Origin of the sequence: Lysinibacillus sp. Ag94, from assembly GCF_023242215.1 — a bacterium.
GTDB lineage: Bacteria > Bacillota > Bacilli > Bacillales_A > Planococcaceae > Lysinibacillus.
This window is the reverse complement of sequence record NZ_CP096780.1, coordinates 4,321,719-4,343,780: the sequence shown is the minus strand read 5'-3', so window position 1 is coordinate 4,343,780 and position 22,062 is coordinate 4,321,719. Positions and strand designations below refer to the sequence as shown.

Here is a 22,062-nt window from a genome sequence, read left to right as displayed (position 1 = left end):
CAGGCTGGGCGTTTTGTAGCTGCCGCTTCGCTGCAGGGTTTCCAATCCCCAAGGAGTCGCTTCAACCACACATAGCATACGTTTTAAAAACATCATCTCCAACAATCGATGATGAGTTAGATAGCAATAATTCCTATTGCTACAGCAATGAATAGTAAAGTAATGCTCAATCCCCACATCCAGAAGAAAGAGTATTTTAAGTGTTTCCCCATTTCTAAGCCTGATAAGCCTAAAGCTAACCAAACAGCAGGGGCAAGTGGCGATACAAATGTACCTACAATATTACCAATAATCATTGCATAGGCAGTTGAAAGAGAATCAATATCGAAAGATAAGCCAATCTGTTCAACTACAGGGAATAACGCGAAGTAATATGCATCCGTACTTAATAATAAATCAAATGGTACCCCTAAAACCCCGATAATGATATGTAAATAAGATGATAGGGCTGATGGTAGAATGTGTACGGCGTTGTTGGCAATTGCAGTTAACATCCCAGTACCATTCAGGATGCCTAAAAATAATCCGGCGGCAATAATGATAGACGCCATCGTTAAGGCATTCGGTGCATGTGCTCGTACACGTTCCATCTGTTCTTTAGGAGAACGATAGTTGATTGGTAAGGCGATGGCCACGCCAATTAAAAAGGCTAATCCTGCTGGTAAAATACCTGCAACTAAAATTCCGATAACAAGAACCGTAACAATAGCATTAATCCACAATAGTTTTGGTCGTTGTAAGCTTGTGTCTACTTCTGATGAAACAACACCTTGTGTAATAGCATGATCATCATTTGTAAAGTCAAGGGTACCGTATTGTTTTAGAATACGGCGCTTTTCTCTAAAACCAAGGAACACCGCTAAAGCTATCATTAATACGACACCAATGATTTGAATAGTGATTAAAGGATACCAAAGTTCAGTTACATCTGTCTTTAAAACTGAAGCAACACGTCCTAATGGACCACCCCAAGGAATCATATTTATAACTGCTGCCGCTCCCCCAACTAATAACAGCAATAAATATGGATTCATGCGTAAACGTAAATATAAAGGCAATAATGCTGGGATTGTAATTAAAAATGTTGAAGCACCAGAGCCATCTAGTTGCGCTACTACAGCAATTATTACTGTTATTACTGCAACAACAATAATGTTTCCTTTTGAAAGCGCAATCATTTTATTGATCAATGGTTCGAATAATCCTACATCCTGCATAATACCAAAGAAAATAATCGCAAAGATAAACATAACAGCTACGTTCATCACAGAGCTTAATCCAGAACTAAAGAATTCCCCTAGTTCATCAAAATTAAAGCCGGCTATAAATGCTGCCACGATAGGTGGTATTACCATTGCGACAAGCGGTGATACACGACCACTAATAAGTAGAGCGACAATAATAATAATGGTTAAAAATCCGATTATACTTAAACTCAAAATATTTCCTCCCTTTGTGACCAATCATTCAGATTATTTAAAAAATATCATAGTGTCAAAGAGAGGAAAACAATATAGTCATATGTTAAATAAAGAATATAATATTAGTTTTGTTCATAAGTTCCATGATGATATACATATTTTCGTTCAGGTCTTCCGACGGTGCCGTAAATCAATTTTGTCTGTAAAAACTGTTCGCTAACTAAGTATTCTAAATAACGGCGGGCTGTTGAACGACTTGAACCGATGAGTTCACTTAATTGTGAGGCTGTAAGCTCCTGGGTTTTGAGATCTTCGAAAATACTTTTAACAATTTGTAATGTGTGCAAATCTATCCCTTTTACAAACGTTTCTTCAACTATTATTTTATTGCTAGATTCCCTATAAAATAATGAATCAAGATCCTTTTGAGTGACATTTTTGCTATTTTGAAATAAATGATGTTCCTGTATATATTTCTGAAAGGCTTTTTGAAGTCGTTGCTCTTCAAAGGGTTTTATTAAGTAATCTGAAATTCCTAAGTCTACTATATCCTTTATTAAACTTATTTCAGTCGCTGCTGAGATTACGATAATTTTTATAGATGGATAAAAATGGCGTATATGGCTTACTAATGAGCTACCTTCAACATCTGGAATATACAAATCGGTTAATACAATTTCCGGTAAACTAGAGGTCGTCTTTAGCTTTTCAATCGTTTCTTTTCCTGTACGTAAATTTTCAGTAACGATAAATCCATGTATATTATGTACATAATCTGCGTGAATTTTTGCTACTCTAAAGTCATCTTCAATAATCCATACACTTTTTAGTATTGTCATTCTCCACGTCTCCTTTAGGAACTATTATTAAAAAACATGCTCCTGATAAATCACCAGAATCCAATAAAATGTCTCCATTTATCTCCTGAAGGGCTTTTTTGCTTATAGCTAGTCCATGTCCACGATCTAACCCTTCTTTAGTGGATACACCTTTTGTAAAAATTTTATCGTAAATAGTATTATCAATACCTGGGCCATTATCTTGAATCTCAAATAAGTAATGGTTTTTATAATTGTTGATAGATAGTTGAATTACTTTATTTGAGGATTCCCAGCTTTTTAAAGTTTCAATTGCATTTTGAAGTACATTACCAAGAGCTGTTAAAATAGCGTTTTCTTGCTGTTTGGATAATTCGATTGAGGAAGAAATGTCATTAAGCTCGAGTTTGATGCCTAGTTCTGCGGCTTCTGCAATTTTCCCTTGTATTAATGCAAGTAGAAGAGGGGTTGTTACATTACTATTTAAAAAAGCCTGATTTTTAAGTTGTATGTTTCGTTCTTCTTTAATAAATTCAATCGCTTCGTTGTAATGCTTATGAACAAGCAAACCTAAAATGATATGGAGCTTATTAGCAAATTCATGAGTATATGCTCGTTGAACATTTGCATATTGCTTCATCTGTTTTAATTCATCAATGATTTTTTGAATATCTACTTTCTTTCTAAAGGTGTATAATGAACCAATTTTCCTTTTCTTTTCAACTAAAGGCGTTTTATTTAAAATGATAATATGCTCATCAAGTGGTAGCTCTAAATTATAAATGTTTTTCTCTGCAACAATTTTAGGCGTAAAAATATGTTCAATTTTTGCACCCATCCAATCTGATAGAGACTTATTATGAGCGGAATCTAACATTTCGTAAGCACTGCTATTAATAGTCGTAATTTGATTAAACTGATCGACAGCTATTATACCCTCGGCTGTTGTTTCTAAAATGACCTTGTTTTGTTGATATAATTTAGCGATTTGAATAGGTTCCATATTAAACAATAATTTTTTAATATAAATGGAAATGGCTATTGCACCTAATATGCCTATTAAAAGAATAATTAAGGTGTATTTAATCCATTTGTGCATATAGCCTTCGATGATCGTGTCGATATTTTCTGTTAAAAAACCGACAGATACAACACCAATAATTTTATTGTCTATTATGATGGGAGCTTTACCACGAATAGATTCGCCTAATGACCCCATAGTTTTAGAAATATAAGCTTGGCTATCTAGCAATGCGGCATCATTGTCTCCACCAACCATTTTCTCTCCAATTTTATCTTTTATAGGATGTGAATAACGAATTCCTTGAGAATTTCCAACGACAATAAATGCTGCGTCAGTTTCCTTTCTTAAAGGCTCGACAATTGGTTGAATAATTGCACTTGGATTTTCTTTATCAAATGCTGCTGTGATTTCTTCCATAGATGCGAGAGTTTTAGCAATATTTAATGCTTCCGCTCCCATCTGTTTTTCTGTCGTATCCCGGATATGCTCTTGCAATAGATACATGAACATTCCACATATTAAAAGGATTAGGATACTTATTAAAAAAATCATTCTAACTGTAAGAGATCGGAACCAATTTCTCATATTTCACCTCTATGTAGTTTGATACTCGTAACTGCTACCTTTACGGAAAAATAAAAATATCTCAAAAATAGCGGGATTTGTCTGATGATTAGTCTATCATAAATAGCCAATAAATAGAGGAGGACCCTCAAGCTTGATCTACTGTAGGATAGTGGGAAAACAAGATGATTTGGGCTCATCAACAAAAGATGTGGATGACATTTGTTAAAACGTATCTGTGTAAATAAGTTGATTGGAGTGACAGTAATGTCGAATGAACTTAAAAATGTATTACCACCAATTATTGATTTATCAACGAAGGTGTTAATCGTTGGCTCAATGCCAGGAAAGCAATCATTAGAGAAGCAACAATATTATGGAAACCCACGTAATCACTTTTGGCCGATTATTGGGGGAATAATAGGGATGGATGTACCTCAGGAGTATGGACAAAGATTAAAATGGCTAAAGGATCATCATATTGGTCTCTGGGATACAATAGAATCGTGTGAGCGTAAAGGGAGCTTAGATGCGGCCATTCGTAATGAAAAACCGAATGATTTTAAAACCCTTTTCGAGCACTATCCTAATGTTGAGTTAGTGCTCTTTAATGGCGCAAAATCATTCGAAGTTTTTAAAAAGCATATTGGCCTTGAAGTTTTAGATGGTCGAGCATATCAAAAAATGCCTTCGACTAGTCCAATACCAGGTAAAAATATTAAATCCTTTGAAGAAAAGCTTGAGGATTGGCGAGTGATGGATTCTTATTTGCCTAGATAATGACATGACAAAAAATCCCCGCTGATTTTGACGGAGAGGTTTATAATAGGGCATTACTGCCAAAGTTAGTAAGATTCTGCGGCGCAATAATAGAATTTAAAATGAAGGTACGACTTTTTTGGAAAACATACCTTGTAAATACGAATACGGTTTAGAACGATTGAATACAAAGCTAATGGGCAATTTGCTCAACGGTTATTAGCCCTTTTACATATATTGAATTATGTAAAGGGAGGGGTTTATCATGTACAATCCATATGAAGAAATTGTGCCACTGCCAGAACCCGGTTTCGAACCATCATTTGGACTTCCTGGTTTTAGACCACCACCATCGTTTGGCCCGCCTAGTTTTGGTCCATCGCCGCCGTTTGGCCCGCCTGGTTTCGGCCCGCCGCCATCATTTGGCCCACCTAGTTTTGGCCCGCCACCAGCAGGTCAAATGCCTCTTGGTCCACCGCCTAGCTTTGTGCCATCACTGCCACCTTTTGGAATAGGTACAAGTGGTATTCAAGCTTGCTTATTTAGAAATACGTATATATGGATGTTTAATGGAGCAGGCTTTTGGTTCTTCCTAACTGCTGTAGGAAGAGAGTTTATTGCAGGGTTCCGTTGGAGTAACAGAAGTGGTTGGCGCTTCCAAACTATTGCAAGAAGAAATATTCGCTCGTATGAATGTTCGAGATGGTAATTAGGCGTATTAAGTAGCAATGTATATGTTTGTTTTTCAACAATAATAAACCTCCTAATGCATGTGTTTCTCTGCTTAGGAGGTTTATTCGTAATTCTGTTTACATTTTCTTTACGTCATCCACAAGCTGTGTATACGCTGCAAACCTATTGTGCCATTCTTCCATTGGAAATTCGTCATGTACAGTTCCGTTTAATAAATCTGAGAGCATATCTAAGCATATATGCCAGCCGGCTAAATCTTTAGGTGTATGCTCAGTTAGCTCGCTAATCGATTCAAGTAATATTAATATGGACCCGCTGCTAGTAGGGGAGAGCTCAAACCTTACTGTATCTTTGCCCCAATCAAACTCGAGTACATTCTTCTCGGTATAGTCAGTAATGGCTATTTCCTTATAAGCGTTTGTTCCATCATTCATATTAAAATGAATTGTGCCGTTCTTTCGAAGATCAATGATTTCTAAATTGTTCATCCATTTTTGAAGCTTTTCATTCTCCGTTAATACTGCCCAAACAGCATCAACTGAATATGACAGTGGTCGCTTAAATTTTACGATATAGTTATGTTGTTGTTGTTGAATAGTAGCGAGCATGGATATCCTCCTTGTTTATTTTATTTCATCATAAACTGTTTGAAATAGTCTTGTCATGTCTTCTTCAATTTTATTCTCGTTAAGTAGTAGAATTTCAATTAATATTAGTTAAGAAAGGAGGAATTACCATGCCATATCAACAAGCTTTAGACAACTATATTGCAGCGACAAATTCCCATGATTTTAATAACGTAAAGGCAATTTTGCATCCACAAGCGGTGTATTGGTTTTCGGATAAAACATGCATAACACAAGAAGAAATAGGAGCTTATTTCAATAATGCATGGGATGTGATAAAGGAAGAAGTTTATTCGGCCGCCGATGTTCAGTGGCTTACGGTTGATGAACAATCAGCTACCTGTATTTATACATACCATTATGAAGGCTATCATAACGGGAAATTTGTATCAGGTAGCGGTAGAGCAACGAATATTTTTACGGTCTTAAACAATGAATGGAAGTTAATTCATGAACATTTAAGCAGTTAAATTATTTTTATTGCTACTTGAATAAGTAGTAATGAAATGATGATTATTAAGAGGATTCTAGCTATTTTTATCGGAATTTTCGGTAGAATGAAAAGTCCGAGCTGAGAGCCGATAATGGAGCCTATTGCCATCGCCATTGCATAATGCCATTGAATAAAGCCTGTTTGGTAAAAAACGATAAATGCCCCTGTGCAGCTCCCGAAAATAAGGACGCGTGTGAGCTGTACAGCCTTTATATAGGAGTAATGGTTACGTAAAAAGTGCAGTATGCTGAAGGTTGAAGAGCCAGGTCCAAAGCCGCCATCATAAACCGCTATTAAAAATGGCTGCCATAATTTATTGCTGTGTTTAGTGTCATTTTCTTCTGAGATAACAGTCCATTTTTTATTTTTCAGCGTTATAAATAAGGCGAAGATAAGGAGTATACATGCAATAATATTCATTGTTTTTTCTGAGATGGATACGGTTAGGAGTGCCCCACAAACGCCTCCAGCAATAGCTACAGCAACATATTTCATAATAGATACTAGACGAAGCTCTTTATGATAAAGGAGATAACAGATGCTCGACAATGCTGCAACGCCCGATGAAAATTTATTCGTAGCAATGCCTGTTTGAATAGGTATACCAACAAGCATCATAGCAGGGATCGTAATTAGCCCAGCCCCTCCAGCAAGTGTACCGATAAAAGCAGCAATAATTCCAATACCGACGAGCGTCAGTGAAAGCTTTGTATAAAAAAGATTCATTACAATGGCAAACATCACAATCAAAATAAAAGTTTTTTTCATAAGCGTCTCCTTTAGCGTTATTAGTTAAAGGGTACTGATAAATAATTTATAAATCTAATATATTATTTTTTATTTTATATAAATGTAATTTATACAAAATAATACTTCTTCTTGAAATACAGTCCCCTTAAAGCGCCGATTTCTTCTCATTGGCCCTGCTTAGCCCTATGAAATTGAGTTATAAATAGTTTGGGTCAATCGCTGATGCAGGTCATGATATTTTCGTGAAGCATCTAAGGGTATTGCCCCCCAAATATGAACATGGGTTGAGAATCATAATAATTATGAATTCAGAGGTGAAAGAAACTGATAAAAACAGAAGAGGAGCTAAAAAGCTTAATTGCCGCAGACAAATGGATGATGAACATTTTAAAAACTGTGGAAAAGTTACAATTACCTGATTCATGGGTATGTGCAGGATTTATTCGAGCCAAGGTGTGGGATTATTTACATGAAAAAGAAGAGAGAACACCATTAGCCGATATTGATGTGATATATTTTGATAAAGTAAATCTTTCCGAGAACTATGAAAAGCAGCATGAACAAGAATTGACAAAGTATTTACAGAATGAGCCTTGGTCTGTAAAAAATCAAGCAAGGATGCATGTAGTAAATAATTGTACACCTTATCAGTCATCTTTAGATGGCATGGCACATTTTCCAGAAACCCCGACAGCTATTGGTGTGAGACTTACGAATGGAATACTTGAGATAGCTGCACCACACGGTATCAAACACTTAGTTTCTGGAACTGTCGCTCCTACACAATATTTTCAAAAAGACTCTCCGATGCATGACGTTTATAAAAGCAGAATTCATAACAAACAGTGGAAATCAATTTGGCCGAAACTACAGATTTTCTACTAAAATGAAGCGAAGGAGCTAAGGGAATTTGTATCACGATAAACATCAAATAATCTCGCATTATGAAAAAGCTATTGTGTTTGTCGAAAGTTTAGCAAGCATAACAGAAGAACAATGGCGCACGTCTATAGCTCCTGGAAAATGGACGGTGGCAGAGGTAATTGGACATCTTACTCCATGGGATGAATTCGTGGTAAAACAACGTCTACCGTTTCTTTTTACAGGAGAAAGCTTACCAAAAGGACCGACTGTAGAAGAGATGAATACTAGTGCAGCAAAAGATAGTCGTGCACAAAGTAAAGAAGAAACGATAGCCAAATTTATTAAACAGAGACAGCAGCTAATTGACGAGCTTTATCAAATAGTTGATGAGCAATGGCGACAGCCTTTTACAATAGGTAATTCAGAATTAACACTTTCCGGTTATTTTGCAAGTTTAGTAGATCATGATTTGCATCATTTTTCACAAGTTCGAAAGTTCTTAAGAATGTAGAGGGTATAAAGTGGATATCAAATATTTAATCGATTATTATGCGCATGCATCTGTAAGTTTTACGGATGTTTTTACAAATAAAATGGAGCCGGGCCAAATAGATATTGGTCGTACAACAGCCCCTGGGAAGTGTGGATTGGTTGTGCCACTTGCAGGTAGCGCTATATTTAGCTTTAACGGTGTCCCTTATGCAATGGAGCCGGGAATGGTCGTACATGCAGGACCACAAATGCCAATCGAAATTAAAGCTTCAGATGATAAAGGATGGGAGTATGCGGTTGTTCATTACCATATCCCTTCAGAAGAAATACCGCTATATCCATTATCAGCTCAGCACTTTTTAATTAATACAGGCTATCATACAAAAATTATTGACTATGTACAGCAGTTAATAGAAAGCCAAGCAATGCCAGATAATATGTCAATATTCAAAGCAAAAACTCTATTTATGAATCTTTTGGAAGCCATTCTTATATCGGCAAAAGTGAAGATACTCGATACGGCAAGTGACCAGATGGAGCAAGCTTTACAGTATATACATGAGAATTATGCTACTCAACTTTCTGTTTCAAAAATTGCTGAAGAATTTGGTGTGGAGCGTCGTAGATTTGCTTATCTGTTTGAACAGCACACAGGGATGACGCCTAGCGTCTACTTAACGGAATATCGTATCCGACGGTCGAAGGAATTACTGAAATATGACGATTCTCCAGTAGCAGAGATAGCAGAATGTGTAGGTTATGTAGATTGCTTTTATTTCAGTCGAGTATTTAAAAAATGTACTGGAATGTCTCCGACATCATATCGAAAAACAATGCTGGGGGAAGCTAAATACGTCTAAAAAGTTGTTTCTTAAACAAGAAGCGGCTTTTTTTGTGGTCGCAAATCGGCAAAAGTCCATGTGCTTCGCGAATTCGTCCATTCACAACTAGTTTTCTCTTTGTTAGGATAGTATCCGTAAATGATAATGAATATCAATTAAAACGATCAATACTATTGACTTATAAATGAAAATGATTATCATTATCAATATAATTATGTTCGTTAGGAGAGAAAATCTATGAATAAATATTTTAAAATGTGTGCACCTGCTCTATTAGCTCTATCCTTGGCTGCGTGTGGAACGGATAAAGCAGAAGAATCTACATCTACAAATAATGTAGCACAAACTAGTGCATCAGAAACACAAGATCAAGCGAAAACACAAACGATTACATACTTAGGTGAAAAATACGAAATTGCCGCAGATGTCAAAAACATAGTAGCTGCAAGCTTAGAGTCTATGGAAGATGCGGCAATGCTCGGTATCAAGCCTGTTGGCGTGCTTGATATCGCTGGGAAAATTCCAGCATATCTTGCTTCTGATTTAGAAGGTGCTGAGCTTGTTGGAGATAAAATGACACCGAATACAGAAGCCATTCTTAAACTTGATCCAGATGTTATTTTAGGTTCTACAAAATATCCTAAGGAAATGGCTGAAAAGCTCAATAAAATTCAAACGATGATTCCATATTCACATGTCTCTACAAATTGGAAAGAGAACTTAACATTACTTGCACAGCTTACAGGTAAAGAAGACGAGGCTAAAAAAATTATTGCTGATTATGAAGCGAAGGTTGCTGATTCTCAAGTGAAATCTAAAGAGCAATTAGCGGACAAGCAAGTACTAGTTATTCGAGTACGTGGTGGCATCATGTATATCTATCCTGCGGGCGTTTATTTAAACCCTGTGCTATATGAAGATTTAGGGGCTCCAATACCAGAGGTTTTAAAAACTGCAAAGGCACAGGCTGAACTATCTCTTGAAACATTAGCAGAGGTTAATCCAGATGCTATTTTCCTTCAATTTGAGGAATCAGAAAATGCTGACGCACCAAAAGCATTAGAAGAGTTACAAAAGAATCCAATCTTTGCAAGCTTAAAGGCATCACAAAATAATCAAGTATTCGTAAATGCCATTGAACCTTTAGCGCAAGGTGGTACTGCATGGTCTAAGGTGAAATTCTTAGATATCGCAGCTGAAAAATTACTTAAATAGTATAAAGAGGCTGGTAGTAGATTTGGTGGCATCACCAGGCTATTACCAGCCTTTTATAAGATAGAGTTCAACTTCTTTTAGCGGATGTCCAAACATCCGCTGTAAAGAGGAACTCAGGCTAAAACTTCACATCCTGTGAAAATGCCTGAGTGACCAACATCGTGTTGGGCCAAAGCCTCCGGACGCATTGTTTATCTGTAGCGACAGCTACAATTATGCCGAGGAATAATTGATATAGAAAAAGGTGTGGAAGTTGAAAAAAACAAACATTGTGGCATTTTCAATATTAGCAGCTGCTCCAATCCTAATTGCAATTGTGGCATTAGTATCCATTATGTACGGCACAAAAGACATTAGTGCAATTACGGTGTGGCAGGCGATTACTGCATTTGATCCTTCGAATGTTGATCACCAAATTATACGAACAGGACGTATTCCTAGAATTGTCGCGGTATTACTAGTTGGGTCATTTTTAGCGGTGGCTGGGGCAGTAATGCAAGGTATTACACGAAATTATTTAGCATCCCCTTCACTAATGGGAGTGAATGATGGTTCTGCATTTATGATTACGTTAGCAATAGTATTTTTCCCAGGGCTTCCTAATTACCAAATGATATTACTTTCAATGTTCGGTTCAGCATTAGGAGCAGGGATTGTATTTGGTTTTGGCTCTTTAATTCGAAATGGTTTATCACCAGTAAGACTCGCTATTATTGGAACGGTCATTGGTACGTTTTTGAGCAGTATTGCTACAGCCATTGCGATGTATTTCCAAGTATCACAAACGGTAAGTGTTTGGTATAACACAAAGGTACATATGGTGGATATGGATATGCTCATGCTAGCTATTCCATTTGGGCTAGTCGGTTTAGTTTTTGCATTAGTATCAGCTAAGGCCATTACGATAACTTCATTAGGAGAAGATATAGCTATTGGGCTTGGGCAAAAAACAAAAGCCGTGAAAATTATTAGTATGCTAGCCGTTGTCTGTTTAACAGGTACGGCTGTTGCACTTGTAGGAAAGATTGCCTTTGTAGGATTAGTCATTCCTCATATTACACGTTTCCTTGTTGGAGTGGATTACCGTTTTATCATTCCGTGTGCAGCTGCAGTAGGAGCATTTTTCTTAGCGCTTTGTGATGTACTCAGTCGCTTTGTTAATTATCCATTCGAAACGCCAATCGGTGTATTAACGGCATTTGTTGGTGTCCCGTTCTTCTTATATTTAGTACGTAAACACGGAGGTGAAAAACGTGCGTAAAAAAACCTCGAGTGTATTCGTTATGATTGTTTCGATACTCATGTTATTTATTTTTGGTGCTAGCTATCTCCACCTTACAAACGGTGTCTTTGATATGACGGTGATGGATATCTTAAAAACATTACTACGCATTGAACCAAATCCAAAATTTGATCTTGTCATTTTTGAATTTCGTTTACCACGAATTGTCATTGCAGCGCTAGTAGGGGTTGGTTTAGGGATGGCAGGGGTTGTACTACAAGGTATTACGCGTAATGGCCTAGCAGACCCTGGGATTTTAGGGATCAATGCTGGTGCTGGTGCAGCGGTAGTTATCTTTATGTTTTTCTTTCAATTACATCTTACATCTGCAGATATGAGTAGCTGGCTGTCCATTTTGATGATGCCGATCTTTGGATTCGTTGGTGGTGCGATGGCTGCTGTGTTAATTTACACGTTTGCCCTGAAAAACGGTCATTTAGATATGCAACGGCTAATTTTAACAGGGATTGCGATTAATAGTGGATTCGGGGCATTGTCACTGTTTTTATCATTGAAAATGAATGCTCAAGATTATGAAGCTGCTGCAGTTTGGATGGCTGGTTCTATTTATAATGCAAACTGGATTTTTGTTGTGACTATGCTACCTTGGCTTATTTTAATAGGCTTTTATGTTTATCGGAAATCCTATTTGCTCGATTATTTTCAATTAGAAGAGGACAGTATTACTAGCTTAGGAATAGCGGTAGAAAAAGAGAAGATGAAGCTGTTATTGGCAAGCGTCGGCTTAGTCAGTGCCTGCGTATCGGTGTCAGGTAGTATCGGTTTTATTGGATTAATGGCACCACATATTGCTAAACAGCTTGTTGGGATACAACATCGTTATGTCATGCCAGTAAGTGCATTAATAGGTGCGGGATTGCTTATTTTTGCTGACTTTATAGGGAAAACAGTGTTTGCGCCGTCTGAGCTGGCAGTTGGTATTGTTGTTTCGATTATCGGGATTCCATATTTCTTATATTTACTAGTGAAATCGAAGGCATAGGGGGAAATAGTATGCAAACTGCATTTAGAATGGAAAATTTGGCTTCTGGCTATGAGCAGGTTCGGGTGTTTGAAGGCTTAAATTTAACAATAGAAGAAGGAAAGGTTACGACTATTATTGGCCCAAATGGATGTGGAAAATCAACATTATTAAAAACAATTGGTCGTATATTAAAGAAGCAGCAAGGAACGGTCTATTTACAGGACCAAAATATGCAAAATTTATCGACGAAGGATATTGCGAAAAAGCTAGCAATCTTGTCCCAGACGCCTATTGCCCCAGGTCAGTTAAAGGTTGAGGAGCTTATTGCTTACGGTCGTTATCCTCATCGTAACAATGTTAATCGCCTAACAAACAAGGATGAGGAAATGATTGAATGGGCTTTAAATGTGACAAATACGATGGAGTATCGAAATCGAGAGCTTGCTCAGCTTTCTGGAGGGCAACGCCAGCGTGTATGGCTTGCAATGGCCTTAGCCCAAGAAACGAATATTTTGTTATTAGATGAACCGACAACTTATTTAGATATGGCGCATCAGTTAGAAGTGCTAGAAATTGTCAAAGACTTAAACGAACAGCATCGTTGTACGATTGTGATGGTATTGCACGATATTAACCATGCGGCACGATATTCCGATCATTTAATCGCAATGCGACAGGGAGCTGTAATGAAAACTGGCACGCCTGAGGAAATTTTATGTGCAGATGTTATGCGGAACGTATTCAATATTAATGCACGTATTATGCAAGATCCAGTTACGAAAACACCAGTATGTTATGGCTATGATGTTATGAAGGAGACCGATAAATGATGGAGGAAAAGAAAGTACTTGATTATGAGACGCAGCAAATTGTATCGAAATTTACGAATTATACTTATACAGTAAATATCTATGTACCGAATGGAGAAGTACCACAAGGAGGTTTTCCAGTTTTATACGTATTAGATGGGTCGTCCTATTTCCATCTTGTAAAGGAAGCGATCCGTCTACAAAGTCGTAATGCACCTAAAACGGGTGTTTTTCCAACTATTGTTGTAGGGATTGGGCATGGTGCGGATATGCATGAACGGAGATTTTATGATTTTACAGGACAAGCTGAAACGTATACGTATCCTGCAAGATTTAAAGGTAATGGCTATGAGAAACATGGTGGAGCAGCGAACTTTAGTAGATTTTTAGAGGAGGAATTAAAGCCAAATATTCAGGCTGAATTCCCAGTAAATACGCAGCATGAAGCACTGTTTGGGCATTCATTAGCGGGTTACTATGTACTTTGGCAATTATTCCATCATCAAGCAAGCTTCCAACGTTATATAGCGATTAGCCCTTCTATTTGGTGGAATGAGCATGAACTATTCAATTTTGCCTCAACATTTATAAAAGAGCGTCCATTTGCTTATGAAAAATTATTCATTGGCGTGGGGGAACTTGAAACCTTTATGGTGGATGATGCACAACAAATCGCGAGTGAATTACAGAAAATCATGGATATCTCTTTCTATGAAGCGTTGGAGGAAAATCATGCTTCCATCGTCCCAACTGTTATGAGTAGAGCAATACGTTTTATGAACAAAAAATAAATAGTAATGACCGCATTATTTTATGGTAATGCGGTTTGTTTTTGTTTAAAATTTTATTATTCATTGGGATATATTGTTACAAAAGAAACCAAGGAGGAAAATCGTAACGGTTTTTCCCTTTCTGTAGTGACAATGGAAAAGTAGCTTACTGATTAAGGGGGGGGCTAGCCTTGAAGAAGATGCTTGGCTGTTTACATGCACATTATTCAAATATCGAGTATATAGAACAGGCATTTCAAAGCATTGAGAAAGTAGAATTAGTACATTTTGTGGATCCAGGTCTTATACAGCAAGTATCAAAAAGGACTGAAGGGTTAGCTTTTAAGGTGAAAGAGCAACTTGAATGGATGGAAAGCTGTAACATGGATGCTATTTTAATAACGTGCACGAATTATATTGCATTGTTAGAGAAAGAACAGCTTGAGCTTTCTATTCCCATTATGAAAATAGATGAGCCCTTCTTTGAAACAGTATGTGAAGAAAAACAGCCTCAAACGATTCTTTTTACAAACTCTGAAACCGTTAAAGGTACGATGAACAGACTACAACAATACGCTTTACTACATGATAAAACCATTACTACTAAAATCATAATTATCGACAATACGTTTGAACTGATTATTCAGGGGAAAAAGGATATATATAATAAAATTATTATACAAACCCTTCATGATGTAGCAGGCGAACAGCAATATATTTCAGTTGCACAGCTTTCAATTGTTGAGGCAGCACGGCAATTCGAAAAAGAGACAGCTTTAACAATCACTCATCCACTAAAGTCGTTAGTTAAATTTGTGATGAGATCTATAGAATAAAAGAATGCATAAAATTATCTGAATACTCTGTAACGATTTGCACGATACATTTGTTTAATGAAATAACTATGACTTGTAGGGAGTGTAATAATGAGGCGATGGATACTTATCGTAACAGTGTTGTTAATGTTGGTAGGCTGTACAAGGAATGAGAAAGCGGTTACTCTGCCAAAGGATTTACCTGACTTTGTGCAAGAAAGTGACTTCAAATTAATTGATTGGGACAAAAAGGCTGTAGAGTTTGGAGAGAGAGGTATTATTGGTAACGAGGATAAATCAGGTGTTATCGGGGCCAATATGCCGAGTTTAAACACTCAAAAATGGATGTGGCATCTTTGGGGAATTGCAGAAGATCGTGATACCAAGTTAACAATTGTCGGCTATCATAAAGATTCAAAAACAGTGCACCCTATTTTAGTAGATGGCTGGACTATAGGGCTTGGTGGTCCTGTTAATGGTGCAGATGCCCATAGACCATCAAGTGTAAAAATCCCAAAACCGGGGGAATGGGCAATTTTACTGTATGTAAATGAAAGTTATTTTGATACGTTAATTTACGATATACATGAATAGAGTGTGAATATTTCACATAATGACCCTCGTTTTGTAAGCTGAAATTCTTATAAAATGAGGGTTTTGCTTAGAACAATTAATGCGAATAGCGACAAAATTATAAAATTGGTAAAATGAAAAGTAAGAAAATAGAAATGGAGGATAGTTATTATGACTGATTTACGATATCCAATTGGACAATTTCAATTTCCAGAAGTAGTTACAGCACAGCAGGTACAGGAATGGGTGGAGGATATTCGTCTATTACCGAAACAACTAGCAGAGGCACTTAGTGGAGCCAGTGAGCAAGCATTAGCGAAATCCTACCGAGAAAATGCTTGGACTGTTACACAGCTTGTCCACCATATTGCAGATAGTCATATGAATAGCTACATCCGTTTTAAGCTAGCTTTGACGGAGGATATTCCGACAATTAAACCTTATAACGAAGTGGATTGGGCACAGCTTCCGGATTCGGAAATGCCCGCCTCAACATCTTATAAAATGATTGAGAGCTTACATGAACGCTGGGTTTATTTACTAACAAACTTAACGGCAGAGCAATTACAACGAGCATTTAATCATCCTGATTTAGGATTAATGACACTTGAAAAAGCTGTAGCCTTATATGCTTGGCACGGGAAACATCATCTTGCTCATATTCAGATAGCTTTGGCTAAATAAAGAATTTTCCAAAGTGAAAATAGGCGATTTCCAGATCTTGAAGAAAATCGCCTATTTTTGAAATTGTTTTCAAGTCAATATTGTATGTTAAAAGGATAATGATACTGTTTAGTAGCTTTATCTACTTACGAACATAATTTTTTATACAATATTAATTCCTGCACTTGCGTTACCAGTAACAGTAGCAACAATCCCTGAGGAAGTAATGGAGAACACCATTAATAAGCGATCACCAGCAGCTACTGGCACTGGTGCAACGTTTGCAGTACCAAATGTAATAGTACCTACTGCTATAGTTGAGAGAGCTGGTGCTAAATCAACAAATGCTGTTGTAGGGCTGAAAACATTACTTCCCGCAACCGCGCGGTAAATTTGTGCTCTGACTGTTGCTGTTCCTGTAAGGGTTACAGCAACTGTTGCAGACAATGATGCAGAAATAGATGTAATAGTACCAGCACGTGGAACTGAAAAGGCTTCTGTTCCTGTAGCGGCAGTTAAATCTATATTTGTACCAGTAAGAGTTACCCCTGGAATAGACGTACCGAACCCTACAAGACTAACTGTACCGATCGCGCCACCAAGAACTGATGTTAAAACAACAGGAACTATTCCTGATGCGAATGGGATGATGGAGCCTGTTGCTGGTGGAGTCGTAATACATGCAGCTTCAATAGCTTCAAAAGGACCAAGTGCAGTACACTGATTATTTTGATTTGCGCAGCCGCCGCACGCTGAATTCATACAATTCGTACACATTTTTACACCCCCTTTCTTCATTATTCTATTCAGCTAAGATTATAGGGTTAGGGCAAATATCCGTATTGTAGTTTTTATATGTGGAAATTATGGAGGCCTTTTTTAGAGGTTATTGTCAATGACAAGTATTCTATAATGAAATTGACCTTCTGCTTATGTGGTTAATTAAACAAAAAAGTCCAATATGTATTTTTCATACGCATTGGACAAATTTATCGTATAAATCTAGATTGATCCTAAGCTGTGTACACAACAACTTTAAACTAACTCCATTTTCGAAAGAAATTGAAAAACAAAGAACCCTTCTCTTTTTTCTGGTTTTCCTCAGGTGGTTCGTTTACCTCTTCAATTTGTGTATGGGTTTCATATACTTCCCCTAATGTAGGTTCAAGACTTTCACATTCATCACCTTTTAAAATAGGTGATTTATTTGCGTCCACTTGCTCGTTCATCACTTTATCTGTTTCCAGAATGACAGGCGCACTAACTATTTCAGCCGCTTCCGGAATAACAGGCTCAATAACATTTTCGGCTACTTCCGGAATAACAGGCTCAATAACATTTTTGGCTACTTCCGGAATAACAGGCTCAATAACATTTTCGGCAACCTCTGGAACGACAGGCTCAATAACATTTTCGGCAACCTCTGGAGCGACAGGCTCAATAACGTTTTCGGCTACTTCTGGAACGACAGGCTCAATAACGTTTTCGGCAACCTCTGGAACGACAGGCTCAATAACAGTTTCAAGTACCTCAAGATTGCTTGGCTCACTCGTTATGGCAGCGTTCATTTCAGCTACAGTGACTGCAGTATTTTTTTTTCTGTAATTCTCGGGAGTTGAGGCATCGTCAGGCGCTAAGGCAGGTCCATTGATACTAATTGGGATTTCCTGTATGTTCGTAGCGTGCTTAAAATGGAAGGTCGATTCAGTGTTCGTATTTCTATATAAGCCATTATATATTTGGCTTGGATGAGTATTTATTGATTGAAAGTATTGTTGATTAAAATGGCGTTCCTCGGGTACATCTTTTTGATTTCCGTTGCGAGTAGAAGGCGTACCATTGTTTCCATCTAATTGCGTATTTGTTGCTTTACCTGCCAGATTTTGCAGCATTTTATAGGAGGGCTGTTTAGATGTATTCGCCGACGGGCTTGTTGTCTGTGTAATGATCGAATCCCTCTGAGCACCGTTAGCAAAGAAATTAGATATTTTTTCAGTTTTAGGTGGAGTGGTTGGCGCTTCGGTATTTTCAATCGTAAGTAATTTGTTTAAAACCTTTAGTATATCTCGGTTCATTTCTTCAATTGTTTGATTCAAAGACTCAATTTGTGCTGATAGAAGTTTTATCTGCTCCTCATAGCCTCTGATTTGGGAATTTTTTTGCTTATCATCTATTGTTTCGTTTAGCTCTTCTAACAGTGCCATTTGCGTTTTAATTTCATCAAAATCCATTTTCATAAATAGGTAATCTTCAATTGAATTTCCCATTTTTAATGAAGTTAATGTATCCTTGTAGGCTTCTATTTTTTGCTTCAATTGTTCAATGCCTTGAGTGGAGTACAATTTTGAATCTTCCATTGCATTTCACCCCTTTCAGTCCATTTATATTTTATTAAAAATGTTTACTTTATGTTACAAATATACCGGTCCTTTCAAACATTTTAGTTTCTTCTTAAGAAAGGGCGGTATAAGCAAAAACGATACATACTGATACTTTAGTATTTTAACTTGCAATTATTTTTCGTAACGAAAGTAAAGCACCAGTTACAGAAGACTCCCGCCTTTATAGGTGATACATTGCTGAATTAAGTTACTTTTCGGCAGGTTCAAACACCTGCTAAAAATAGAGGAACTCAGCCACGTCCTGTGGCAATTTATCTGTGCGACAGCGGCAATTTTGCTGAAGCATAATTGATTCATAAAAATCAGAACGAATTACTTTTTAGCCCATGCACTTTTAGTTAGAAAACATAAGATACAAACGAAAGGTAAAAAAAATTATGGAGGTGTCAAAAGGATGCTAGAGAATATGCCATCCCAGGCGCAAGAACTTATTTGTATAAACGTCGATAAGGTATTTGACTGGATTGTAAAGGAAATGTCGTTTGATTTTTCCCCTACTGGACCAATTACTTTTCCAGGAGTAACGCCAACGACGGATTTAACAGGTGCAGTAGTTACATGTAAGGTAGTTCCATCAACAACAAACCCTATTGTTATCTTGAACCGTGAGAATCGCCAATTCTCAATTGATGGTGCAACTGTATGTCTTCAAAATTTAACTATTCAAAAGAACTTTATTCTTACGATAGTTGTTTGTCTACCGAACGGCACTATGTTCACAAGCAATACTATTCCACTTTCTCGTTGCGAACAAGTTACATTATGTGCGCCAACAGGGACAGATGTAGAAATTTTATTCACGGATTTAGATTGTTTCGTGTGTACAACTGGAACATTAACTGCTGGAGCAGGGACAATTACGTTTTCTGCATTAACGATTACTGTATCTGTTTGCCAAAGTATTCAATCTACATTCCCAGTAACTGTGGAATTCTTAGCGACTTTCTGCGAACCAAGAGCAGAATTACCGTTCGCATGTCCGGGTGTAGTACGCCCACAGCAGTGCCCTGCTATCTTCCCAACAGTTGGTTAATGGTACTAACACATAGAAGAAAATCATATTATAAAGAGAGGTTAATCCTCTCTTTTTTTTTATGAAAGATTTAAGACAGTTAAAGTAGGTTGGTTAATTAAATACTATTGGCAAGGGGGTACTAATTATGACTACTCGTATCGATCATGTGGAAGAAAAGATAAATGAACTAAAAAAACAAACAGATTTTTATGTTCATGAAATTAAAAAAACGGTTGAGAAGCTTATTATTCCGGATAGTGTCAACATCATTAGTTATTTCACGTCCTCGTTCAATATTTCTTATAATCCTGATGAGGAAAGCTTATGCTTGGGCTCCTATCATATTCGCAATATAGGGAGTCAGCCTATAACGAATCCGTATCTATGTATAAAACTGCCTGAAGACTCTCCATTCTCTTTCTCAGGAAGGTATGTCTATGAACATTTCGCACCAAATTTAAAAGGCAACAGTAGCTGGGAACGAATCAATGATCAATCGAGCAAGGAGGAATTCTGGCTTAGACCTATAGGCAAAACAACGTTAGAGCCAAACGAAACATTATCATTTCCTAACTTTCAAATTAAGTGGGGTCATAATTTTTCTTATTCAGGAAGTATCATGGGTTTTACATATTGTGATGAGTTCAAAGATGGTGTCGTTGTCTTAAATCCTATTAATCTCAATGGAATTAGTCATAGACAGGAGGATGAAAATGAGTGAGTCTGAAAATATAAATCAAAAAATAGATAGTGTTGTCCATCAACTAATAAAGGAACAGCTTACGAATCTATCTAACTATAATAATACGAAAAATAATAGCTTTGCTTATCTCGAAAAAGGCACATTGAATCTACTTCTTGCCTATTTAATGTCAGGAGAAAAGAGCAAAGCTGAAGAAATTGGTGATGAGGAAATAGACATTAAGATTATTAAGCAGCTTGATGAGATGTTAGAGGATAGTAAGGAGCAATTTGAAGAAGTGATTAGTTTACTTAAAAAAATGTCGTGATTAGGAGGCGCGAGAGTGGATAATGATATTGTTAAAAACAATGATCCTATTCAGTTGCAGCAAATGATCATTTTTTTAAGAGCAGAATTAGCGAAATATAAAAATGAAGTTAAAAGGCTCAGAGATAGTGATTATTATTCACTAGTACTGAGATTAGAGCGGGAAAATGTTCAATTAACAAAGCAGAAAAGGGAGCTTTCGATGGAGCTTTTAAAGCAGAAGAGAGACCATGAAAAAAAACTTAAAACTTACTATGAAGATATACAAGCAAGAGAAACCCAGAAGAAAAAACAACTTTCTTCGATAGAGGGTTTATTAAAGGAATTAGAAGAGCTGCGTGCAGAAAATAAGCTAATGAAGGACACGTTAAAATCTGCTAAAGATAAATTACTTTCTACAAATTCAGATGTTCATGATAAGACTATAGTCGATTGCCTTGAAAAGAAGCTGAACGTTTTTACAAAGGATATAAGCCAACAAATGAATACTATCATTGAAGCCCTTGAAAGATCCCGTTTAGAACAAGCCAGTTCAGACAATCTTAATAAGCATTTAACCAAAGAATTAGAGGAGAAAAGTAGTGAGATAGCAAGATTAACGGAAGAATTGGCGGATATCAAAAAATATAGCCTTTCTCTGAGTGGAAAAACGATAATGAATCCAGGGTTTATTACACATATAGATGCTCAAGTAAATAAGGTATTTGCTCAATCAATGGATTTTGAGAAGCAATTGAATCATAAATTACGCTTACTTGAGGATCTGGAACATAAATTGAACGAGCTTACTATCGACATCAATACTGATAAAATTGTATAAAGTTTGTGTTGCAAGCTGTTTCAAAAGTACGACAGACACTTTTGAAACAGCCATTTTTATGTTACTAGTGAACTCTAGACATAATACATATTATTTCGTTTCTCTGTGTAATGTAACTCTTTTCAAACGTGGTGAATATTTCTTAAGCTCCAGCCTTTCTGGATTAGTTCGTTTATTTTTTGTAGTGATATAGTTTTTATCACCTGTTTCTGTACAGGCTAATGTCACTTGTACACGCATAAAATAACCCCCTTTTAAATCGTAATAATTACGCTTTATACATTATTATTTTTAGTGAAATATGTCAATACCGTATTTCCGTAAAGTTTTTAGCGTTGCGTTTTTTAGGACTCTATGT

The 22,062-nt window shown here is 36.8% G+C and carries 26 protein-coding genes; 18 read left to right on the top strand and 8 right to left on the bottom strand.

Features of this window, described 5'->3' with window-relative positions:
- Positions 1-116: 116 nt before the first annotated feature.
- The 3 genes from MY533_RS20530 to MY533_RS20520 all read right to left on the bottom strand — a co-directional run bounded on the left by MY533_RS20530 (position 117) and on the right by MY533_RS20520 (position 3,767).
- Complete coding sequence (locus MY533_RS20530; protein WP_248717390.1) at positions 117-1,439, bottom strand: CitMHS family transporter; 1,323 nt, start codon at positions 1,437-1,439, stop codon at positions 117-119.
- Positions 1,440-1,543: 104 nt separating this feature from the next.
- Complete coding sequence (locus MY533_RS20525; RefSeq protein WP_248717389.1) at positions 1,544-2,260, bottom strand: response regulator; 717 nt, start codon at positions 2,258-2,260, stop codon at positions 1,544-1,546.
- Positions 2,229-3,767, bottom strand: coding sequence for an ATP-binding protein (locus tag MY533_RS20520; RefSeq protein ID WP_248717388.1), 1,539 nt, complete (start codon positions 3,765-3,767; stop codon positions 2,229-2,231). Before MY533_RS20520 ends, MY533_RS20525 begins: the two co-directional genes overlap by 32 nt.
- Positions 3,768-4,094: 327 nt before the next feature.
- Between MY533_RS20520 and MY533_RS20515 the strand changes: the two genes are divergently transcribed.
- Both MY533_RS20515 and MY533_RS20510 read left to right on the top strand, forming a co-directional pair.
- The gene (locus MY533_RS20515; RefSeq protein WP_248717387.1) at positions 4,095-4,607 is read left to right on the top strand and encodes a DNA-deoxyinosine glycosylase; all 513 of its coding nucleotides are present in this window, start codon (positions 4,095-4,097) and stop codon (positions 4,605-4,607) included.
- A gap of 244 nt (positions 4,608-4,851) precedes the next feature.
- Positions 4,852-5,295: a hypothetical protein gene (locus MY533_RS20510; RefSeq protein ID WP_248717386.1), complete on the top strand. Its 444-nt coding sequence runs from the start codon at positions 4,852-4,854 to the stop codon at positions 5,293-5,295.
- Between the two features lie 100 nt (positions 5,296-5,395).
- On the opposite strand, the gene MY533_RS20505 is transcribed toward MY533_RS20510, so the two are convergent.
- Entirely contained in the window at positions 5,396-5,887 is a 492-nt protein-coding gene (locus MY533_RS20505) for an SRPBCC family protein (RefSeq protein ID WP_248717385.1), read from the bottom strand.
- Positions 5,888-6,015: 128 nt separating this feature from the next.
- Between MY533_RS20505 and MY533_RS20500 the strand changes: the two genes are divergently transcribed.
- A complete protein-coding gene (locus MY533_RS20500) occupies positions 6,016-6,375 on the top strand; it encodes a YybH family protein (RefSeq protein WP_248717384.1) in 360 nt (119 codons plus the stop codon).
- Here MY533_RS20500 and MY533_RS20495 read toward each other — a convergent pair.
- Positions 6,372-7,124: a sulfite exporter TauE/SafE family protein gene (locus tag MY533_RS20495; protein WP_248719267.1), complete on the bottom strand. Its 753-nt coding sequence runs from the start codon at positions 7,122-7,124 to the stop codon at positions 6,372-6,374. The genes MY533_RS20500 and MY533_RS20495 overlap by 4 nt on opposite strands.
- Before the next feature lie 399 nt (positions 7,125-7,523).
- Here MY533_RS20495 and MY533_RS20490 point away from each other — a divergent pair, with 399 nt between their 5' ends.
- The 11 genes from MY533_RS20490 to MY533_RS20440 all read left to right on the top strand — a co-directional run bounded on the left by MY533_RS20490 (position 7,524) and on the right by MY533_RS20440 (position 16,479).
- The gene (locus tag MY533_RS20490) at positions 7,524-8,033 is read left to right on the top strand and encodes a nucleotidyltransferase family protein (protein WP_248717383.1); all 510 of its coding nucleotides are present in this window, start codon (positions 7,524-7,526) and stop codon (positions 8,031-8,033) included.
- A gap of 25 nt (positions 8,034-8,058) precedes the next feature.
- Positions 8,059-8,523, top strand: a complete 465-nt coding sequence (locus MY533_RS20485; RefSeq protein WP_248717382.1) for a DinB family protein — start codon at positions 8,059-8,061, stop codon at positions 8,521-8,523.
- 10 nt (positions 8,524-8,533) lie between these two features.
- The gene (locus MY533_RS20480; protein ID WP_248717381.1) at positions 8,534-9,364 is read left to right on the top strand and encodes a helix-turn-helix domain-containing protein; all 831 of its coding nucleotides are present in this window, start codon (positions 8,534-8,536) and stop codon (positions 9,362-9,364) included.
- A gap of 219 nt (positions 9,365-9,583) precedes the next feature.
- Positions 9,584-10,561 (top strand): ABC transporter substrate-binding protein, encoded by a 978-nt coding sequence (locus MY533_RS20475; RefSeq protein WP_248717380.1) that lies wholly within the window; start codon positions 9,584-9,586, stop codon positions 10,559-10,561.
- Positions 10,562-10,814: 253 nt separating this feature from the next.
- Positions 10,815-11,822, top strand: a complete 1,008-nt coding sequence (locus tag MY533_RS20470) for a FecCD family ABC transporter permease (RefSeq protein ID WP_248717379.1) — start codon at positions 10,815-10,817, stop codon at positions 11,820-11,822.
- Positions 11,815-12,846 carry a FecCD family ABC transporter permease gene (locus tag MY533_RS20465; protein ID WP_371873277.1) on the top strand — a complete coding sequence of 344 codons (1,032 nt, stop codon included), beginning with the start codon at positions 11,815-11,817 and terminating at the stop codon, positions 12,844-12,846. The genes MY533_RS20470 and MY533_RS20465 overlap by 8 nt, the downstream gene beginning before the upstream one ends.
- A gap of 11 nt (positions 12,847-12,857) precedes the next feature.
- The gene (locus MY533_RS20460) at positions 12,858-13,658 is read left to right on the top strand and encodes an ABC transporter ATP-binding protein (protein ID WP_142508619.1); all 801 of its coding nucleotides are present in this window, start codon (positions 12,858-12,860) and stop codon (positions 13,656-13,658) included.
- A complete protein-coding gene (locus MY533_RS20455) occupies positions 13,655-14,428 on the top strand; it encodes an alpha/beta hydrolase (RefSeq protein ID WP_248717378.1) in 774 nt (257 codons plus the stop codon). Before MY533_RS20460 ends, MY533_RS20455 begins: the two co-directional genes overlap by 4 nt.
- A 170-nt stretch (positions 14,429-14,598) precedes the next feature.
- Positions 14,599-15,243 (top strand): hypothetical protein, encoded by a 645-nt coding sequence (locus MY533_RS20450; RefSeq protein WP_248717377.1) that lies wholly within the window; start codon positions 14,599-14,601, stop codon positions 15,241-15,243.
- Between the two features lie 90 nt (positions 15,244-15,333).
- Positions 15,334-15,816: a DUF4871 domain-containing protein gene (locus MY533_RS20445; protein WP_248717376.1), complete on the top strand. Its 483-nt coding sequence runs from the start codon at positions 15,334-15,336 to the stop codon at positions 15,814-15,816.
- Positions 15,817-15,966: 150 nt separating this feature from the next.
- Positions 15,967-16,479 carry a YfiT family bacillithiol transferase gene (locus MY533_RS20440; RefSeq protein WP_248717375.1) on the top strand — a complete coding sequence of 171 codons (513 nt, stop codon included), beginning with the start codon at positions 15,967-15,969 and terminating at the stop codon, positions 16,477-16,479.
- Positions 16,480-16,620: 141 nt separating this feature from the next.
- Here the strand turns inward: MY533_RS20440 and MY533_RS20435 are convergent, their stop codons facing one another.
- Together MY533_RS20435 and MY533_RS20430 are read right to left on the bottom strand one after the other, a co-directional pair.
- Positions 16,621-17,235 carry an exosporium glycoprotein BclB-related protein gene (locus tag MY533_RS20435; RefSeq protein WP_248717374.1) on the bottom strand — a complete coding sequence of 205 codons (615 nt, stop codon included), beginning with the start codon at positions 17,233-17,235 and terminating at the stop codon, positions 16,621-16,623.
- Between the two features lie 263 nt (positions 17,236-17,498).
- Complete coding sequence (locus MY533_RS20430) at positions 17,499-18,815, bottom strand: ring-infected erythrocyte surface antigen domain-containing protein (RefSeq protein WP_248717373.1); 1,317 nt, start codon at positions 18,813-18,815, stop codon at positions 17,499-17,501.
- A gap of 439 nt (positions 18,816-19,254) precedes the next feature.
- Between MY533_RS20430 and MY533_RS20425 the strand changes: the two genes are divergently transcribed.
- From MY533_RS20425 to MY533_RS20410, 4 genes are all read left to right on the top strand, one after another.
- On the top strand, positions 19,255-19,893 hold the full coding sequence (locus MY533_RS20425; protein ID WP_132361363.1) for a BMQ_0737 family morphogenetic spore coat protein: 639 nt from the start codon (positions 19,255-19,257) through the stop codon (positions 19,891-19,893).
- A 127-nt stretch (positions 19,894-20,020) separates the two neighbouring features.
- Positions 20,021-20,596, top strand: a complete 576-nt coding sequence (locus MY533_RS20420) for a hypothetical protein (RefSeq protein WP_248717372.1) — start codon at positions 20,021-20,023, stop codon at positions 20,594-20,596.
- Entirely contained in the window at positions 20,589-20,885 is a 297-nt protein-coding gene (locus MY533_RS20415; protein ID WP_142508614.1) for a hypothetical protein, read from the top strand. Before MY533_RS20420 ends, MY533_RS20415 begins: the two co-directional genes overlap by 8 nt.
- Positions 20,886-20,900: 15 nt before the next feature.
- Positions 20,901-21,704 (top strand): hypothetical protein, encoded by an 804-nt coding sequence (locus tag MY533_RS20410; protein WP_248717371.1) that lies wholly within the window; start codon positions 20,901-20,903, stop codon positions 21,702-21,704.
- A gap of 90 nt (positions 21,705-21,794) precedes the next feature.
- On the opposite strand, the gene rpmG is transcribed toward MY533_RS20410, so the two are convergent.
- The gene (gene rpmG / locus MY533_RS20405) at positions 21,795-21,944 is read right to left on the bottom strand and encodes a 50S ribosomal protein L33 (RefSeq protein WP_053481849.1); all 150 of its coding nucleotides are present in this window, start codon (positions 21,942-21,944) and stop codon (positions 21,795-21,797) included.
- Positions 21,945-22,062: the final 118 nt, after the last annotated feature.

Excerpts from the sequence above, each read along its gene's own strand:
- MY533_RS20525 (WP_248717389.1), bottom strand. The coding sequence starts at position 2,260 with ATGACAATACTAAAAAGTGTATGGATTATTGAAGATGACTTTAGAGTA.
- MY533_RS20520 (WP_248717388.1), bottom strand. The coding sequence starts at position 3,767 with ATGTATCTATTGCAAGAGCATATCCGGGATACGACAGAAAAACAGATG.
- MY533_RS20515 (WP_248717387.1), top strand. The coding sequence starts at position 4,095 with ATGTCGAATGAACTTAAAAATGTATTACCACCAATTATTGATTTATCA.
- MY533_RS20510 (WP_248717386.1), top strand. The coding sequence starts at position 4,852 with ATGTACAATCCATATGAAGAAATTGTGCCACTGCCAGAACCCGGTTTC.
- MY533_RS20505 (WP_248717385.1), bottom strand. The coding sequence starts at position 5,887 with ATGCTCGCTACTATTCAACAACAACAACATAACTATATCGTAAAATTT.
- MY533_RS20500 (WP_248717384.1), top strand. The coding sequence starts at position 6,016 with ATGCCATATCAACAAGCTTTAGACAACTATATTGCAGCGACAAATTCC.
- MY533_RS20495 (WP_248719267.1), bottom strand. The coding sequence starts at position 7,124 with ATGAATCTTTTTTATACAAAGCTTTCACTGACGCTCGTCGGTATTGGA.
- MY533_RS20490 (WP_248717383.1), top strand. The coding sequence starts at position 7,524 with ATGATGAACATTTTAAAAACTGTGGAAAAGTTACAATTACCTGATTCA.
- MY533_RS20475 (WP_248717380.1), top strand. The coding sequence starts at position 9,584 with ATGAATAAATATTTTAAAATGTGTGCACCTGCTCTATTAGCTCTATCC.
- MY533_RS20460 (WP_142508619.1), top strand. The coding sequence starts at position 12,858 with ATGCAAACTGCATTTAGAATGGAAAATTTGGCTTCTGGCTATGAGCAG.
- MY533_RS20455 (WP_248717378.1), top strand. The coding sequence starts at position 13,655 with ATGATGGAGGAAAAGAAAGTACTTGATTATGAGACGCAGCAAATTGTA.
- MY533_RS20445 (WP_248717376.1), top strand. The coding sequence starts at position 15,334 with ATGAGGCGATGGATACTTATCGTAACAGTGTTGTTAATGTTGGTAGGC.
- MY533_RS20440 (WP_248717375.1), top strand. The coding sequence starts at position 15,967 with ATGACTGATTTACGATATCCAATTGGACAATTTCAATTTCCAGAAGTA.
- MY533_RS20435 (WP_248717374.1), bottom strand. The coding sequence starts at position 17,235 with ATGTGTACGAATTGTATGAATTCAGCGTGCGGCGGCTGCGCAAATCAA.
- MY533_RS20430 (WP_248717373.1), bottom strand. The coding sequence starts at position 18,815 with ATGGAAGATTCAAAATTGTACTCCACTCAAGGCATTGAACAATTGAAG.
- MY533_RS20425 (WP_132361363.1), top strand. The coding sequence starts at position 19,255 with ATGCTAGAGAATATGCCATCCCAGGCGCAAGAACTTATTTGTATAAAC.
- MY533_RS20420 (WP_248717372.1), top strand. The coding sequence starts at position 20,021 with ATGACTACTCGTATCGATCATGTGGAAGAAAAGATAAATGAACTAAAA.
- MY533_RS20415 (WP_142508614.1), top strand. The coding sequence starts at position 20,589 with ATGAGTGAGTCTGAAAATATAAATCAAAAAATAGATAGTGTTGTCCAT.
- rpmG (WP_053481849.1), bottom strand. The coding sequence starts at position 21,944 with ATGCGTGTACAAGTGACATTAGCCTGTACAGAAACAGGTGATAAAAAC.